This window comes from Cryobacterium sp. SO1, from assembly GCF_004210215.2.
Lineage (GTDB): Bacteria > Actinomycetota > Actinomycetes > Actinomycetales > Microbacteriaceae > Cryobacterium.
In genome coordinates this window covers 3,249,128-3,262,458 of record NZ_CP067394.1, presented here as the reverse complement: position 1 = coordinate 3,262,458, position 13,331 = coordinate 3,249,128, and the positions used below count along the sequence as shown (strand labels likewise).

The window sequence follows — 13,331 nt, the reverse complement described above, 5'->3', positions numbered from 1 at the left end:
CCTGTCGGTGCCGGCTTCGCACGACGACTTAGTTTGCAGGTATGACCGTGGCCCTTCGCCGCTCCATCTACAAGACCCCGGCGCAGATGCGCCTGATGCTGGCCCCCGGCCTGGCGACCGCTGCGTCGCTCGTGGCGGCGCGCAACGCGATGCAGGCGGGTGTCACCACCCTCGAGCTGGATGCGGCCGCTGAGGCCGCGATCGTGGCCCTGGGCGGTCAGCCCAACTTCAAGCTCGAGCAGGGCTACTTCCACACCGTGTGCGCCTCGGTGAACGACGACGTGGTGCACGGCATCCCCAACGGGCGGGTCCTGGGCGCGGGCGACATCGTCTCCATCGACAGCGGCGCGATCATCGACGGCTGGAACGGCGACGCGGCCTTCACCTTCGTGCTGCCCGACCCGGCCCGGCCCGAGCTCGTCGCCGAACGCCAGGAGCTGTCGCGCGTGACCGAGCAGTCGCTCTGGCACGGCATCGCCCGGCTGGCGTCGGCGCGGCACCTCAACGAGGTCGGCGAGGCCATCGAGGACTACATCGAATCGCAGGGTTCGTTCGGGATTCTCACCGACTACGTGGGGCACGGCATCGGCAAGTCCATGCACGAGGCGCCGCCGGTGTTCAACTACCGGGTGCGCCAGAAGGGCCCGGACGTGAAGCCCGGCCTGGTCGTGGCCATCGAGCCGATGGTGGTGCTCGGCGACATCGAGACCTACACCCGCGACGACGACTGGACCGTTGCCACCAGCGACGGCAAGGCCGCCGCACACTGGGAGCACAGCGTCGCCGTGCACAAGGACGGCATCTGGGTGCTCACCGCCGAGGACGGCGGCGCGTCAGGCCTGGCCCAGTTCGGGATCACGCCGGTTCCGCTGGCGTAACTCGGTTCTGCGTTCGTCCCCGTCTCGTCGGTCGAGCCTGTCGAGCCGTCTCTCGCCGGTCGAGCTCGTCGAGACCCAGTGACCCGGCCTGCGGTTCTTCCCGTCTCGCGTTGGTCGAGCTCGTCGAGACCCCGTGACCCGGTCTGCCCTGGTTCCCGTCTCTCGCTGGTCGAGCTCGTCGAGACCTGCTGACCTGGCCTGCGGTTCCTCCCGTCTCACGTTGGTCGAGATCGTCGAGACCAGGTGACCGTTTCTACGTGCGTTCCCGTCTCTCGCCGGTCGAGCTAGTCGAGACCCGGTGACCCGGCCTGCGCTGGTTCCCGTCTCTCGTTGGTCGAGCTCGTCGAGACCTGGTGACCCGGCCTGCGGTGGTTCCCGTCTCTCGCTGGTCGAGCTCGTCGAGACCCGGTGACCCGGTCTGCGTTCGTTCCCACCACGTTGGTCGAGCTCGTCGAGACCTGGTGACCATTTCTACGTGCGTTCCCGTCTCGCGTTGGTCGAGCGTGTCGAGACCTGGTGACTGGTTCCCCGGTGCGTGGGCGACTCGTGGGCTCTCGCGGGCTCGATCAGCGGATCGCGCCTCTAGTGCTGATGTGGCCGGCTCAGGCCGGGTAGATCACCGAGCCGACCCTCGATGAGGGCTATGCGCTTGGCCCTGCTCCAACCTTGAATCTGCTTCTCGCGGGCGTAGGCATCCGCGATGCTCTCGCTTTGTTCGCAGTAGACGAGCCGGACAGGACGGCGTCGCCGGGTATAGGCCGCGCCCTGATCAGCAGTGTTGTGCTGTGCGAGGCGCCTCTCCAGATCCCAGGTGCTTCCGACGTAGAACGAGCCGTCGGCGCACTCGAGGATGTACATGAATGGCATACAGGGAGGGTCCCAGATTGAAGGCAGCTTGAGGATGCTTGGGTCGAATCTGTGAACAACGCTGCGGGAATGTGGGCGGGGAGAGATGCATCCGTTGGGCTGTCGGGTCGCGGGGTCTCGACGGGCTCGACCAGCGAGACGGGAACCACCGCAGGTTGGGTCGCGGGGTCTCGACGGGCTCGACCAGCGAGACGGGAGCCACTGCAGACCGGGTCGCGGGGTCTCGACGGGGTCGACCAGCGAGGGGGTGCGGATGCAGGTTGGGTCGCGGGGTCTCGACGGGCTCGACCGGCGAGGGGGTGTGGATGCAGGTTGGGTCGCGGGGTCGCGGGGTCACCAGGTCTCGACGGGCTCGACCAACGAGACGGGGGCTCGACCAGCGTTGGGCGGGGCTAGGCGTCCATGACGTGGACGAGTTCGTCGATGAAGGAGGCGAAGTCGACGGAGCGCTTGATCAGGCGTTGCACCTCGAGGCGGTCCGAGAAGACCTCGACGAACTGGTCGAAGACCGCCTGGAAGGTGCTGCGGCCGGCGGCGCTGAACGCGATCAGGGCGACCACGTTCACCCGGTTGTCACCCCAGTCCATCGGGGCGTCGTTGATCACGATGGCGATGGAGGTCTGCTTGGCGCTCATCGACATCGCGTGCGGCACCGCGAGGTTGTCGGTGAACGCCGTGGAGGACATCAGCTCACGCTCGATGGCGCCGTCGACGTAGCTCTGGTCGATCAGCCCGCGCGACATCATCCGTTCGCCCAGCGCGGTGATCATCGCGGTCTCGTCGCGGGCGTAGAAGTTGCGGGAGAACAACGACGGGTCGAAGAACTGCAGCAGGTCGTCCTTCAGGCTCGCGCGGCGGCGCATCCGGCGCACCCGGCTGGTGTGCTGGCGGATGCGGTCGATGTCACCCTGGGTGAGGAACGGCTGAATGACGATGACCCCGTCGGCGTGCAGCGGGGGGTCGATGGTGGTGAGCACCAGATCGGCGTCGAGCGAGTCCCAGGCCACATCGGAGCGGGTGATCACCGCGACGACGTCGAGATCGTCGCCGAGCACCCGTTCGATGCGCTCGCGCAGCAACACGTGCATGTCGTAGTAGTTGGGGCAGACGATCGCGCAGGTCACCAGCTCCACCCGGCGCACCTGCTGCTCGAGGTGCGCGCCCACGTGCATGGCGATGTAGGCGATCTCGTCGTCGTTGATCACGATCTGCTCGGCGCGCTGCAGCTCGCTGGCGATGTACACGGCCAGTTCGTAGATCAGCGGGTACGAGGTCTTGATCGACCGGGTCAGCGGGTTGCGCGAGTACGACTTGTCGTGCGCCCGGTTGATCAGGTTGCGCACGTGCAGGGTCAGCCGCACGATGAAGTCGTCGTCGTCGAGGTCGACCAGGTATTCCTGGCTGGCCCGGTCCGCGATGGCACGCATCGCGGCGAGTTCCTCCGGCCGCACGTAGCTCTCGATGAGGGTCTCGGCCGGCTGATCGTGCCCGGGGGTGATCACCCGGGTGGTGAGCAGGAACGACAGGTAGGCCAGGTCGCCGCTGCCCAGGCACACGTCGAAGTGCTTCATGATCAGACTCGACAACGAGGTGGCCAGCTCCGACGGCGGTTCGGCCACGGCCGGCGCGGGGGAGAGGCGCTTGGTGACCCGGTCGATGGCGATCGCCACGTGCAGCAGCACATTGTTGATGCCGTACTCGTTGACGAAATAACCCTGCCCGTCGAGCATCTCGATGAGGTCGGTCTTGAACGCGCCGAGGCTGTCGGCGCCGGCCTGGCCGGAGGTGAACTCCCGCTGGATGGTCTCCAGGTCGATCATGCCGCGGGCGCTTTCCTCCCGGAACATGCGGCTGAGCAGCCGGCGCCGGTCGGTTTCGGAGCCGGTGAGTGTGACGACGCTGCCGTGCCGTGCCAGGGTCAGGCCGCTGTCGGGCAGCATCAACCGCACCCGGGCCAGGTCAGCCTCCACGGTGGAATCGCTGACGAAATTCTCCGCCGCGAGCTCATAGACGTCGAGGCCGTCGGGCGATTCGGTGAGCCGGCGCACCAGGCTGGACAGGCGCTGCTGCGGAGTATCGGCATCCGGCTCACGCGCCTTGGACCGGTGCTGGGCGGTGAAGCTGGCGAATTCGTCGCGGTTGAGCCGGTAGCCGGCGGTACCCGATTCGATCACGGTGAGCGGATGCGCGGCTGCCTTCACCGCCGTGACATAGCTGCGCACACTGCGCGGGGTCACCCCCAAGCGGTCAGCAAGTTCGCCTGCCGTGATCCAGCTGGATGTCTGGGACAGGAGGTCCAGCAACCGTGTCTGTTTATCACTCATCGTGCGCAACTCCATTGTCTCAAGAGTAGTCAAGCAGAGTGCGGGCCCGGCACGATGTATCTCCAGCGTGTTTCCGCACCCTGCGGAAAAGGGTCTGGTGGCGCCGGGAGTCTGGGAAGAGGACAGTAAGTGTTGCATTCACATGATCGATGAAAGGAACGAATCAATGAAGATTCTCATCGTTTGCGGTGCCGGAGCATCCAGCGCATTCGTGGCCCACCGGCTGCGGGTCACCGGCAAGGAGCGAGGGCTCACCCTCACCGTTGTCGCCGGCAGCGAGTCGGACCTGCCGTCCTCGCTCGACACCATCGACGTTCTCCTGATCGGTCCCCACCTCGCCCCCCGCTTCGATCGCATCAGCGCTCAAGCCAAGGAGCGCGGCGTGGGTGCGGTCCTGCTGCCCGAGTCGGTCTTCTCGGCGCGGGACGGCGCCCTGGCCCTTGACCTGGCCGTGACTGCCGAACACGAACGGTCGTGGGTCTGACACCTGTCAGCCACACCGTAATTCCTTTGCCGGCAGCTGCCGGTCGCCCGCACGAAGCCGGGACCTCGACTGAGGCCCGGCGACACAACCCTGCACTTCTGAAAGGCATGGCGCGAACACATGGTCGAACGCACCGTACAGATCGGATCGACGCACGGGCTGCACGCCCGCCCCGCGAAACTCTTCACCAAGGCCGCCGCCGCGGCCGGCGCCCCCGTCACCCTGCAGAAGGGCGACGGCAAGCCGGTCAACGCCGCCAGCATCCTCGGCGTCATCTCGCTGGGCATCAACCACGGTGACAGCGTCACGCTGGCCACCGACGCCGACAACGCCGAAACCGTTCTCGACGACCTCGCCGAGCTCCTCCTCACCGACCACGACGCCGAAGCGGCACGCGCACATGATTGAACTGCAGGGCATCGGGATCGGCCAGGGCGTTGCCATCGGCCGCGTCTTGCGCATGCCCGAACCGCTGCCGGAGCCCGTTGACACCCGCAGCACCCTGGAGCCCGCCGCCGAACTGGCCCGCGCGACCGCGTCGATGCACATCGTCGCCGAAGACCTCGAGGCCCGGGGCGTCCGCGCCGGCGGCACCGCCCAGGAGGTACTCGAGGCCCAGGCCATGATGGCCGAGGACCCCACCCTCGTCGATGAGGTCACCGCCCGGCTGCACAAGCACCAGACCGCCGAGCGTGCGGTGTTCGAGGCGTTCGCCACCTTCCGCGACCAGATGCTGGCCCTCGGCGGCTACCTCGGTGAGCGCGCCGCCGACCTGGACGACGTCGCCCAGCGGGTCATCGCCGACCTCGGCGGCCTGCCAGCGCCGGGCGTGCCTGACCCCGCAGAAGCGTTTGTGCTCGTCGCCCACGACCTGGCACCGGCCGACACGGCCCTGCTCAACCTGGAGAAGGTGCTCGGCCTGATCACCATCGACGGTGGACCCACCTCGCACACCGCCATCCTGGCCCGGGAGAAGTCGATCACCGCGATCGTCGGCACCCACGCCGCCGCGCAGCTCGCGGACGGCGACGAGGTCATCATCGACGCCGCCAACGGCATCGTGCTCGTCGCCCCGACCGATCATCAGCTCGCCGACGCCCGCGCCCGGATCCTGGCCCGCGAGGCCCGCGCGCTGGCCCCGATCGGCCCCGGCCGGCTCAAGGACGGCACCAGCGTGCCGCTCCTGGCCAACCTCGGTTCAGCGGATGGCGCCGCCACGGCCGTCGCCCTCGGCGCCGAGGGTGTGGGCCTGTTCCGCACCGAATTCCTCTTCCTCGACTCCACCTCAGCGCCCACCGTGACGCAGCAGCGTGAGCAGTATGAGCGGATGCTGCGCGCATTCCCCGGCCAGAAGGTCGTGGTGCGCGCGCTCGACGCCGGCGCCGACAAGCCCCTGGCGTTCCTCAACGACGCCGCTGAGGAGAACCCCGCCCTGGGCCTGCGCGGACTGCGTGCCCTGCGCGCCAGCGAGGACATCTTGCGCGAACAGCTCACCGCCCTCGCCGAGGCCGACGCGGCCACCGACGCGGACCTGTGGGTGATGGCGCCGATGGTGTCCACCGTGGAAGAATCGGTCTACTTCACCGCCCTCGCGCACGAACTGGGCCTGAAGATGGCCGGTGTCATGGTGGAGGTGCCGTCCGCGGCGCTGCTCGCCGACCGGATCCTGGCGCAGACCGACTTCGCGTCGATCGGCACCAACGACCTCACCCAGTACACCCTCGCCGCCGACCGGATGCTGGGCAGCGTCGCGGCGTTCCAGGACCCGTGGCACCCCGCGGTGCTGCGCCTGGTGGGCGAGGTCGGCGCCGCCGGCGCTCAGGCCGGCAAACCCGTCGGCGTGTGCGGCGAGGCCGCGGCCGACCCGCTGCTCGCCGTGGTGCTCGTGGGCCTCGGCGCCACCACCCTGTCGATGTCGGCTTCGGCCCTCGCCGACGTTCGGGCCTGTCTGGCCGACTTCACTCTTGAGCAGGCGCGGCACCTCGCCGCGGCCGCTCTGTCCGCCGATGGCGCAGCATCCGCTCGCGCCGCGGCAACCGCAATCGCACACAGCTACACCAGCACCGCCACTGCCGGCACGGCCCCTACCGTGCTGACCAACCCCGAGAGAGGTACACAGAAATGACAACGACGTCTGTCACCGAGAAGAAGGGCGCGAGGGTCCACGTTCAGGCCTTCGGCACCTTCCTGAGCGGCATGATCATGCCCAACATCGCGGCGTTCATCGCGTGGGGCATCATCACCGCCTTCTTCATCCCCACCGGCTGGACCCCGAACGAGACCCTGGTCACGCTCGTGGACCCGATGATCTTGTACCTACTCCCGTTGCTGATCGCCAACACCGGCGGCCGGATGGTCTACGGCACCCGCGGTGGAGTGATCGCCTCGATCGCCACCATGGGCGTCATCGTCGGCAGCTCGATCCCAATGTTCATCGGCGCCATGATCGTCGGCCCGCTGTCCGCGTGGATCCTGATGAAGGTCGATAAGATCTGGGCCGGCAAGATCCGCCCCGGCTTCGAGATGCTGGTGGACAACTTCTCCGCCGGTATCCTCGGCTTCGCCCTGGCCCTGGGTGCGTTCTTCGGAATCGCCCCGCTGGTCACCGGGCTGAGCGCCTTCCTCGAGAGCGTTGTGGATGTTCTCATCACCAACGGCCTGCTGCCGATCGCGTCGATCTTCATCGAACCGGGCAAGGTCCTCTTCCTCAACAACGCCATCAACCACGGCGTGCTCACCCCCATCGGTGTGCAGCAGGTCCAGGAGAGCGGCAAGTCCATCCTCTTCCTGCTCGAGGCGAACCCCGGCCCGGGCCTCGGCATCCTGCTGGCGTTCTCGTTCTTCGGCGTCGGCCTGGCCCGCGCGAGTGCACCCGGCGCGATCATCATCCAGTTCCTCGGTGGCATCCACGAGATCTACTTCCCGTACGTGCTGATGAAGCCGATGATGCTCCTCGCCGCCATCGGTGGTGGCATGACCGGTGTTGCCGTGAACGTCGCCTTCCAGACCGGCCTGCGCGCCCCCGCCTCGCCCGGTAGCATCATCGCGGTGCTGGCCCAGACCCCCGCCACCGACTTCGTCGGTGTCATCCTCTCGGTCGTCGCCTCCGCCGGTGTCTCGTTCGCGATCGGTGGTGTCATCCTCCGCGCCAGCCGCAAGAAGGACCTCGCCGCTGAGAACGACAACGAACTGGCCGCCGCCATCGCCAAGACCGAAGCCAACAAGGGCAAGTCCAGCTCCATTCTGGGCAACCTCGGCGCCTCGGCCACGACCGGTACCGCAGTGAAGAACATCGTCTTCGCCTGCGACGCCGGTATGGGTTCCAGCGCCATGGGCGCCTCGGTGCTCCGCAATAAGATCAAGAAGGCCGGTATCGAAGGGGTCACGGTGACCAACCAGGCCATCGCGAACCTCGACGGAACCGCCGATCTCGTGATCACCCACCAGGACCTGACGGACCGGGCGCGGGGCAAGAGCCCCAAGTCGGTGCACGTGTCGGTGGAGAACTTCATGAACAGCCCCAAGTACGACGAGGTCGTGCAGTCCCTGCAAAACGCAAGTGAGGAAGTGACCAAGTAATGACCCAGAGCATTCTGGAACCGCAGAACGTGGTGGCCGCAGGCGCGGCCACCACCCGGGACGAAGCCATCCGTGAGGCCGGTGCCCTGTTGGTCGCCGCCGGAGCGGTGAAGCAGGAGTACGTCGACTCGATGTTCGTGCGCGAAAACTCCGTCTCGACCTACATGGGCAACTTTCTGGCGATCCCGCACGGCACCAACGACGCGAAGGAGTCGATCGTGCGATCGGCTCTCTCGCTCGTGCGGTACGCCGCGCCGATCGACTGGGATGGCCAGCCCGTCAAGTTCGCCGTCGGCATCGCCGGTCTGAACAACGAGCACCTGGAGATCCTGTCCAAGATCGCCATCGTCTTCTCCGACGAGGACGAAGTACAGAAACTGATCGACGCAGGTTCGCAGGACGAGATCTTCGCCCTGCTCGAGGAGGTAAACGCAGAATGAAAGCCATTCACTTCGGCGCGGGCAACATCGGCCGCGGCTTCGTCGGTCTCTTGCTTCACGAGGCCGGTTATGAGGTTGTCTTCGCCGATGTGAATGCTCCTCTTATCGAGGCACTGCACGGTGCACCGTCGTACACGGTGCACGAGGCGGGAGAGACGCCCACCGACAAGGTGGTCGACAACTTCCGTGCCATCAACAGCTCCACCCACGAAGACGATCTCATCAACGAGATCGCCACGGCCGACGCGGTCACCACCGCCGTCGGCCCCACCGTGTTGCGGTTCGTGGCACCGGTTATCGCGGCGGGCCTGGCCCGCCGCGATGCCGGCCTGGCCCCGCTGGCCGTGATGGCCTGCGAGAACGCCATCAACGCCACGGATGTGCTCGCCGAGCAGGTCTGGGCCAACGTCGACGAGGGTGACCGTGCGGCCCTGGCCGGCCGGGTCGCGTTCGCCAACACGGCCGTGGACCGTATCGTTCCCGGCCAAGCCGCGGATGCCGGCATCGACGTCACCGTGGAGGCCTTCTACGAGTGGGTCATCGAAAGCCCCGCGTTCGGTGGCAACCCGCCGGTGATCCCCGGCGCCACATTCGTTCAGGACCTGGCGCCCTACATCGAGCGCAAGCTCTTCACGGTCAACACCGGCCACGCCACCGTGGCCTACCTCGGCACCCAGGCCGGCGTCTCCAAGCTCTCCGATGCCCTCCTGGTGCCGTCCGTCGCGGATGGTGCCCGCCGGGTGCTCGAGGAGACCAGCGCCCTCCTGGTGGCCAAGCACGGCCTCGACGAGGCCACCCAGCGTGCCTACCGACAGAAGATCCTCGGCCGGTTCGCGAACCCGTCGCTGCCCGACACCGTCGAGCGGGTCGGCCGCCAGCCGCTCCGCAAGCTCAGCCGGCACGAACGCTTCATCGGCCCGGCCGCCGAGATCGCCGAGCGCGGCACCCGCCCGGTGGCGCTGCTTACGGCCATCGCCGCGGCGCTCCGCTTCAACGTGGCCGACGACGAGCAGAGTGTCGAGCTCCAGCGGATGCTGGCCACCGACTCCGCGGAGACCATCGTGGCCGACGTCTGCGGGCTCGAGGTCACGCATCCGCTCTACGCCGATGTGCTCGAGGTTGTGGAAGCGGCCCGGGGATTATAGGGATGAATTGCCAAAAGGCAATGACATAGCATAGGATAAATCCTTGGTGTCTAGCACTGCCTTTATGGGCGTGTCTGGCTGCCACAATTCCGCACGACCAGCAACCAATACTTTAGCGATAGTGAGTTATGGCCAAAAAAGACGGTGTCATCGAGATCGAGGGCGCAGTAGTCGAAGCTCTTCCCAATGCGATGTTTCGTGTTGAGTTGACCAACGGCCACAAAGTTCTTGCCCACATTTCGGGCAAGATGCGTCAGCACTACATCCGCATCCTCCCCGAGGACCGCGTGATCGTGGAACTGAGCCCTTACGACCTGACCCGCGGTCGGATCGTCTACCGCTACAAGTAACTGTTGCTGTAAGTAACGGCCGATTTCGACAAGCTCAATCACCGGGTATCGGCACGAAGACAGCGAACATAAGGACACACCCATGAAGGTCAAGCCCAGCGTCAAGAAGATCTGTGACAAGTGCAAGGTCATCCGCCGTAACGGCAACGTGATGGTCATCTGCGAGAACCCGCGTCACAAGCAGCGTCAGGGCTAAGTCTCACCAAGTCCGACCAGCGATGGTCGCCCTTGAGACACAGCACGACACAACTAAATACATAGCAGTGCCGGGAACCCCTCGGGGTGACACCATCGGTTGGAGGCCGATGCACAGGCACTGCTACAGACCTCCACTCATCCCACAGGAGAAGCCACAATGGCACGTCTAGCCGGCGTAGACATTCCGCGCGATAAGCGCGTGGAAGTTGCACTTACTTACATTTTCGGTGTTGGCCGTACGAGGGCACTCAAGACCCTCGCCGACGTCGAGATCGATGGAAACATTCGCGTCAAGGACCTGACCGACGACCAGCTCGTTGCGCTCCGCGACTACATCGAAGGAACCTTCAAGATCGAGGGTGACCTTCGCCGTGAGATCGCCGCTGACATCCGCCGCAAGGTCGAGATCGGTAGCTACGAAGGTATTCGTCACCGCAAGGGCCTGCCCGTTCGCGGCCAGCGCACCAAGACCAACGCTCGCACCCGCAAGGGCCCGAAGCGCACCGTAGCCGGCAAGAAGAAGGCGCGCTAGGCCTCGCCTAGCTCGTCACGCCTCTAGGATTCAGGAGAAATCATGGCAGCACCAAAGTCGGCCGTACGGAAGCCGCGTAAGAAAGAAAAGAAGAACATTGCTGTGGGCCAGGCCCACATCAAGTCCACGTTCAACAACACCATCGTCTCGATCACCGACACCACCGGTGCGGTCATCAGCTGGGCGTCCTCAGGTGGAGTCGGCTTCAAGGGTTCGCGCAAGTCGACCCCGTTCGCCGCTCAGCTGGCCGCCGAGTCGGCGGCCCGCCAGGCACAGGAACACGGCATGAAGAAGGTTGACGTCTTCGTCAAGGGACCGGGCTCAGGCCGCGAAACGGCTATCCGTTCGCTGCAGGCTGCCGGCCTCGAAGTTGGCTCGATCAACGACGTGACCCCCCAGGCCCACAACGGTTGCCGTCCCCCGAAGCGCCGCCGCGTTTAATTCCTTTCAGTGACTGGCGATTGGGCTTGTCTGGGTCGAAAGATCCGGGCAGGCTCACTCGCCGTTCACCGCGACAGGGCCGTACTCGCGGGCCCGTCGAGACTCACAATTTCACAACTCGCCACTAAGTGTCATATAGCGGACACTTCGCCGAAAGGAATCTATAGTGCTTATCGCACAGCGCCCCACGCTCACCGAAGAGAACATTTCGGAGTTCCGGTCCCGGTTCGTCATCGAACCGCTCGAGCCCGGCTTCGGCTACACCCTCGGTAACTCGATGCGCCGCACCCTGCTTTCCTCGATTCCCGGCGCTGCTGTCACCAGCATCCGCATCGATGGAGTGCTTCACGAATTCAGCACCGTTCCCGGGGTCAAGGAAGATGTCACCGAGATCATCCTGAACATCAAGGGTCTGGTCATCTCCAGCGAGCACGACGAGCCGATCACCGCGTACCTGCGCAAGCAGGGCTCCGGCCAGGTCACCGCCGCCGACATCTCGGCTCCGGCCGGCGTCGAGGTCCACAACCCCGAGCTCGTCATCGCGACCCTGAACGACAAGGCCAAGTTCGAACTTGAACTGACCATCGAGCGTGGCCGTGGTTACGTGTCGGCTACCCAGAACCGCAACGAGTACTCCGAGGCCGGCCAGATTCCGGTCGACTCGATCTACTCGCCGGTTCTCAAGGTGACCTACCGTGTCGAGGCAACTCGTGCCGGTGAGCGCACCGACTTCGACCGCCTCGTCGTTGACGTGGAGACCAAGTCGGCCATCTCGCCCCGCGACGCCATCGCATCCGCCGGTCGTACGCTGACCGAGCTGTTCGGTCTGGCCCGCGAGCTGAACACCGCCGCTGAGGGCATTGAGATCGGCCCCGCGCCGGTCGACGCCGTCCTCTCGACCGAGCTGTCCGTGCCGATCGAAGACCTCGATCTGTCCGTGCGCTCGTACAACTGCCTCAAGCGCGAAGGCATCAACAACGTCAGCGAACTGGTCGCCCTCTCGGAGACCCAGCTGATGAACATCCGCAACTTCGGTCAGAAGTCGGTGGATGAGGTCAAGGACAAGCTCGTTGAGCTTGGCCTGTCGCTGAAGGATTCTGTGCCCGGCTTTGACGGTGCGCACTTCTACAGCGGTTACGACGAAGAAACCATCTAAGGCCCGTCGTTTCTCGACGCCTTTCGACTTTGATACTGGAGATTACCGATAATGCCTAAGCCCACTAAGGGAGCCCGTCTCGGTGGCGGACCGGCGCACGAGCGCCTCATGCTCGCGAACCTGGCTGCTGCCCTGTTCACCCACAAGTCCATCAAGACGACCGAGACGCGCGCCAAGCGCCTGCGTCCGGTTGCCGAGCGCCTGGTGACCTTCGCCAAGCGTGGCGACCTGCACGCTCGTCGTCGCGTTCTCGCGACGATCGGCGACAAGACCGTCGTGCACGAGCTCTTCACCGAGATCGCGCCCCAGGTTGCGCTTCGCGATGGCGGCTACACCCGCATCACCAAGCTCGGCTTCCGCAAGGGCGACAACGCCTCCATGGTGCAGATGGAGCTCGTTCTCGAGCCCGTTTCGCCCAAGGTGAAGTCGAACAAGGCTCCCGCGAAGGCGTCCGCGCCCGTCGCCGAGGAGACCCCGGCCCCGACCGCCGAGGCCGAGGTCGTAGAGACCGAAGCCGTCGAGTCCGACGCTGTTGAGGCGCCCGAGGCATCCGAGGCATCCGCTGAGGAAGCCAAGTAACACTCGCTCCACCCGCTGTACCTGAAAGGGCCCGACTCCGGTCGGGCCCTTTTTGTGCGCGCGGGGGGTGTGCGGGGCTGTGTGGACTTGGCTGTGTGGGCTTGTGCCGCCCATACGAGGTGCGGTCGAGCTGCGTGCGGGCGGTGGGGTGCCAGTTCTGCGGGCAAGGCGCCGCTGTGCGGGTGGTGCGCCACTATGCGGGCGGGATGCCGATGCGCCGGCGGGGTGCCGGAGCGCCCTGTGGGGAGGTATGCGGGTCAGGCGCCGCTATGCCCCTGGCGCGCCACCCGCGTACCGGCGCCTTGCCCGCATACCTCGAGAACCCCACCCCGGGCATCTGCCGAAGCGCCGTTTTGGT

At 65.9% G+C, this 13,331-nt stretch carries 15 protein-coding genes; 13 read left to right on the top strand and 2 right to left on the bottom strand.

The genetic code is table 11. The features are described 5' to 3' along the window. Positions 1–41 precede the first annotated feature (41 nt). A complete protein-coding gene (map, locus tag BJQ95_RS15460; RefSeq protein ID WP_240694627.1) occupies positions 42–878 on the top strand; it encodes a type I methionyl aminopeptidase in 837 nt (278 codons plus the stop codon). Between the two features lie 582 nt (positions 879–1,460). Here map and BJQ95_RS15455 read toward each other — a convergent pair. Both BJQ95_RS15455 and BJQ95_RS15450 read right to left on the bottom strand, forming a co-directional pair. Beyond that, positions 1,461–1,745 (bottom strand): GIY-YIG nuclease family protein, encoded by a 285-nt coding sequence (locus BJQ95_RS15455; protein WP_130176630.1) that lies wholly within the window; start codon positions 1,743–1,745, stop codon positions 1,461–1,463. Between the two features lie 392 nt (positions 1,746–2,137). After that, entirely contained in the window at positions 2,138–4,069 is a 1,932-nt protein-coding gene (locus tag BJQ95_RS15450; RefSeq protein ID WP_130176631.1) for a BglG family transcription antiterminator, read from the bottom strand. A 166-nt stretch (positions 4,070–4,235) separates the two neighbouring features. On the opposite strand from BJQ95_RS15450, the gene BJQ95_RS15445 reads away from it, so the two are divergent. The 12 genes from BJQ95_RS15445 (at position 4,236) to rplQ (ending at position 12,973) form a co-directional block, all read left to right on the top strand. Next, positions 4,236–4,553 carry a PTS sugar transporter subunit IIB gene (locus BJQ95_RS15445; RefSeq protein ID WP_134640278.1) on the top strand — a complete coding sequence of 106 codons (318 nt, stop codon included), beginning with the start codon at positions 4,236–4,238 and terminating at the stop codon, positions 4,551–4,553. A gap of 120 nt (positions 4,554–4,673) precedes the next feature. Continuing rightward, entirely contained in the window at positions 4,674–4,961 is a 288-nt protein-coding gene (locus tag BJQ95_RS15440) for an HPr family phosphocarrier protein (RefSeq protein ID WP_130176633.1), read from the top strand. Further along, on the top strand, positions 4,954–6,678 hold the full coding sequence (ptsP, locus tag BJQ95_RS15435; protein ID WP_130176634.1) for a phosphoenolpyruvate--protein phosphotransferase: 1,725 nt from the start codon (positions 4,954–4,956) through the stop codon (positions 6,676–6,678). Before BJQ95_RS15440 ends, ptsP begins: the two co-directional genes overlap by 8 nt. Next, positions 6,675–8,132 (top strand): PTS mannitol transporter subunit IICB, encoded by a 1,458-nt coding sequence (locus BJQ95_RS15430; RefSeq protein ID WP_130176635.1) that lies wholly within the window; start codon positions 6,675–6,677, stop codon positions 8,130–8,132. Before ptsP ends, BJQ95_RS15430 begins: the two co-directional genes overlap by 4 nt. Continuing rightward, positions 8,132–8,572 carry a PTS sugar transporter subunit IIA gene (locus tag BJQ95_RS15425; RefSeq protein ID WP_130176636.1) on the top strand — a complete coding sequence of 147 codons (441 nt, stop codon included), beginning with the start codon at positions 8,132–8,134 and terminating at the stop codon, positions 8,570–8,572. Before BJQ95_RS15430 ends, BJQ95_RS15425 begins: the two co-directional genes overlap by 1 nt. Continuing rightward, positions 8,569–9,717, top strand: coding sequence for a mannitol-1-phosphate 5-dehydrogenase (locus BJQ95_RS15420; RefSeq protein ID WP_130176637.1), 1,149 nt, complete (start codon positions 8,569–8,571; stop codon positions 9,715–9,717). Before BJQ95_RS15425 ends, BJQ95_RS15420 begins: the two co-directional genes overlap by 4 nt. A 128-nt stretch (positions 9,718–9,845) precedes the next feature. Beyond that, positions 9,846–10,067 (top strand): translation initiation factor IF-1, encoded by a 222-nt coding sequence (infA, locus tag BJQ95_RS15415; protein WP_022883252.1) that lies wholly within the window; start codon positions 9,846–9,848, stop codon positions 10,065–10,067. A gap of 82 nt (positions 10,068–10,149) precedes the next feature. Then, positions 10,150–10,263, top strand: a complete 114-nt coding sequence (gene rpmJ / locus BJQ95_RS15410; protein WP_035834639.1) for a 50S ribosomal protein L36 — start codon at positions 10,150–10,152, stop codon at positions 10,261–10,263. A 159-nt stretch (positions 10,264–10,422) separates the two neighbouring features. Next, positions 10,423–10,797, top strand: a complete 375-nt coding sequence (gene rpsM / locus BJQ95_RS15405) for a 30S ribosomal protein S13 (RefSeq protein ID WP_130176638.1) — start codon at positions 10,423–10,425, stop codon at positions 10,795–10,797. 42 nt (positions 10,798–10,839) lie between these two features. Beyond that, positions 10,840–11,238: a 30S ribosomal protein S11 gene (gene rpsK, locus BJQ95_RS15400; protein ID WP_055821293.1), complete on the top strand. Its 399-nt coding sequence runs from the start codon at positions 10,840–10,842 to the stop codon at positions 11,236–11,238. A gap of 166 nt (positions 11,239–11,404) precedes the next feature. After that, the gene (locus BJQ95_RS15395; RefSeq protein WP_066597571.1) at positions 11,405–12,394 is read left to right on the top strand and encodes a DNA-directed RNA polymerase subunit alpha; all 990 of its coding nucleotides are present in this window, start codon (positions 11,405–11,407) and stop codon (positions 12,392–12,394) included. A gap of 51 nt (positions 12,395–12,445) precedes the next feature. Continuing rightward, the gene (rplQ, locus tag BJQ95_RS15390) at positions 12,446–12,973 is read left to right on the top strand and encodes a 50S ribosomal protein L17 (protein ID WP_130176639.1); all 528 of its coding nucleotides are present in this window, start codon (positions 12,446–12,448) and stop codon (positions 12,971–12,973) included. Positions 12,974–13,331: the final 358 nt, after the last annotated feature.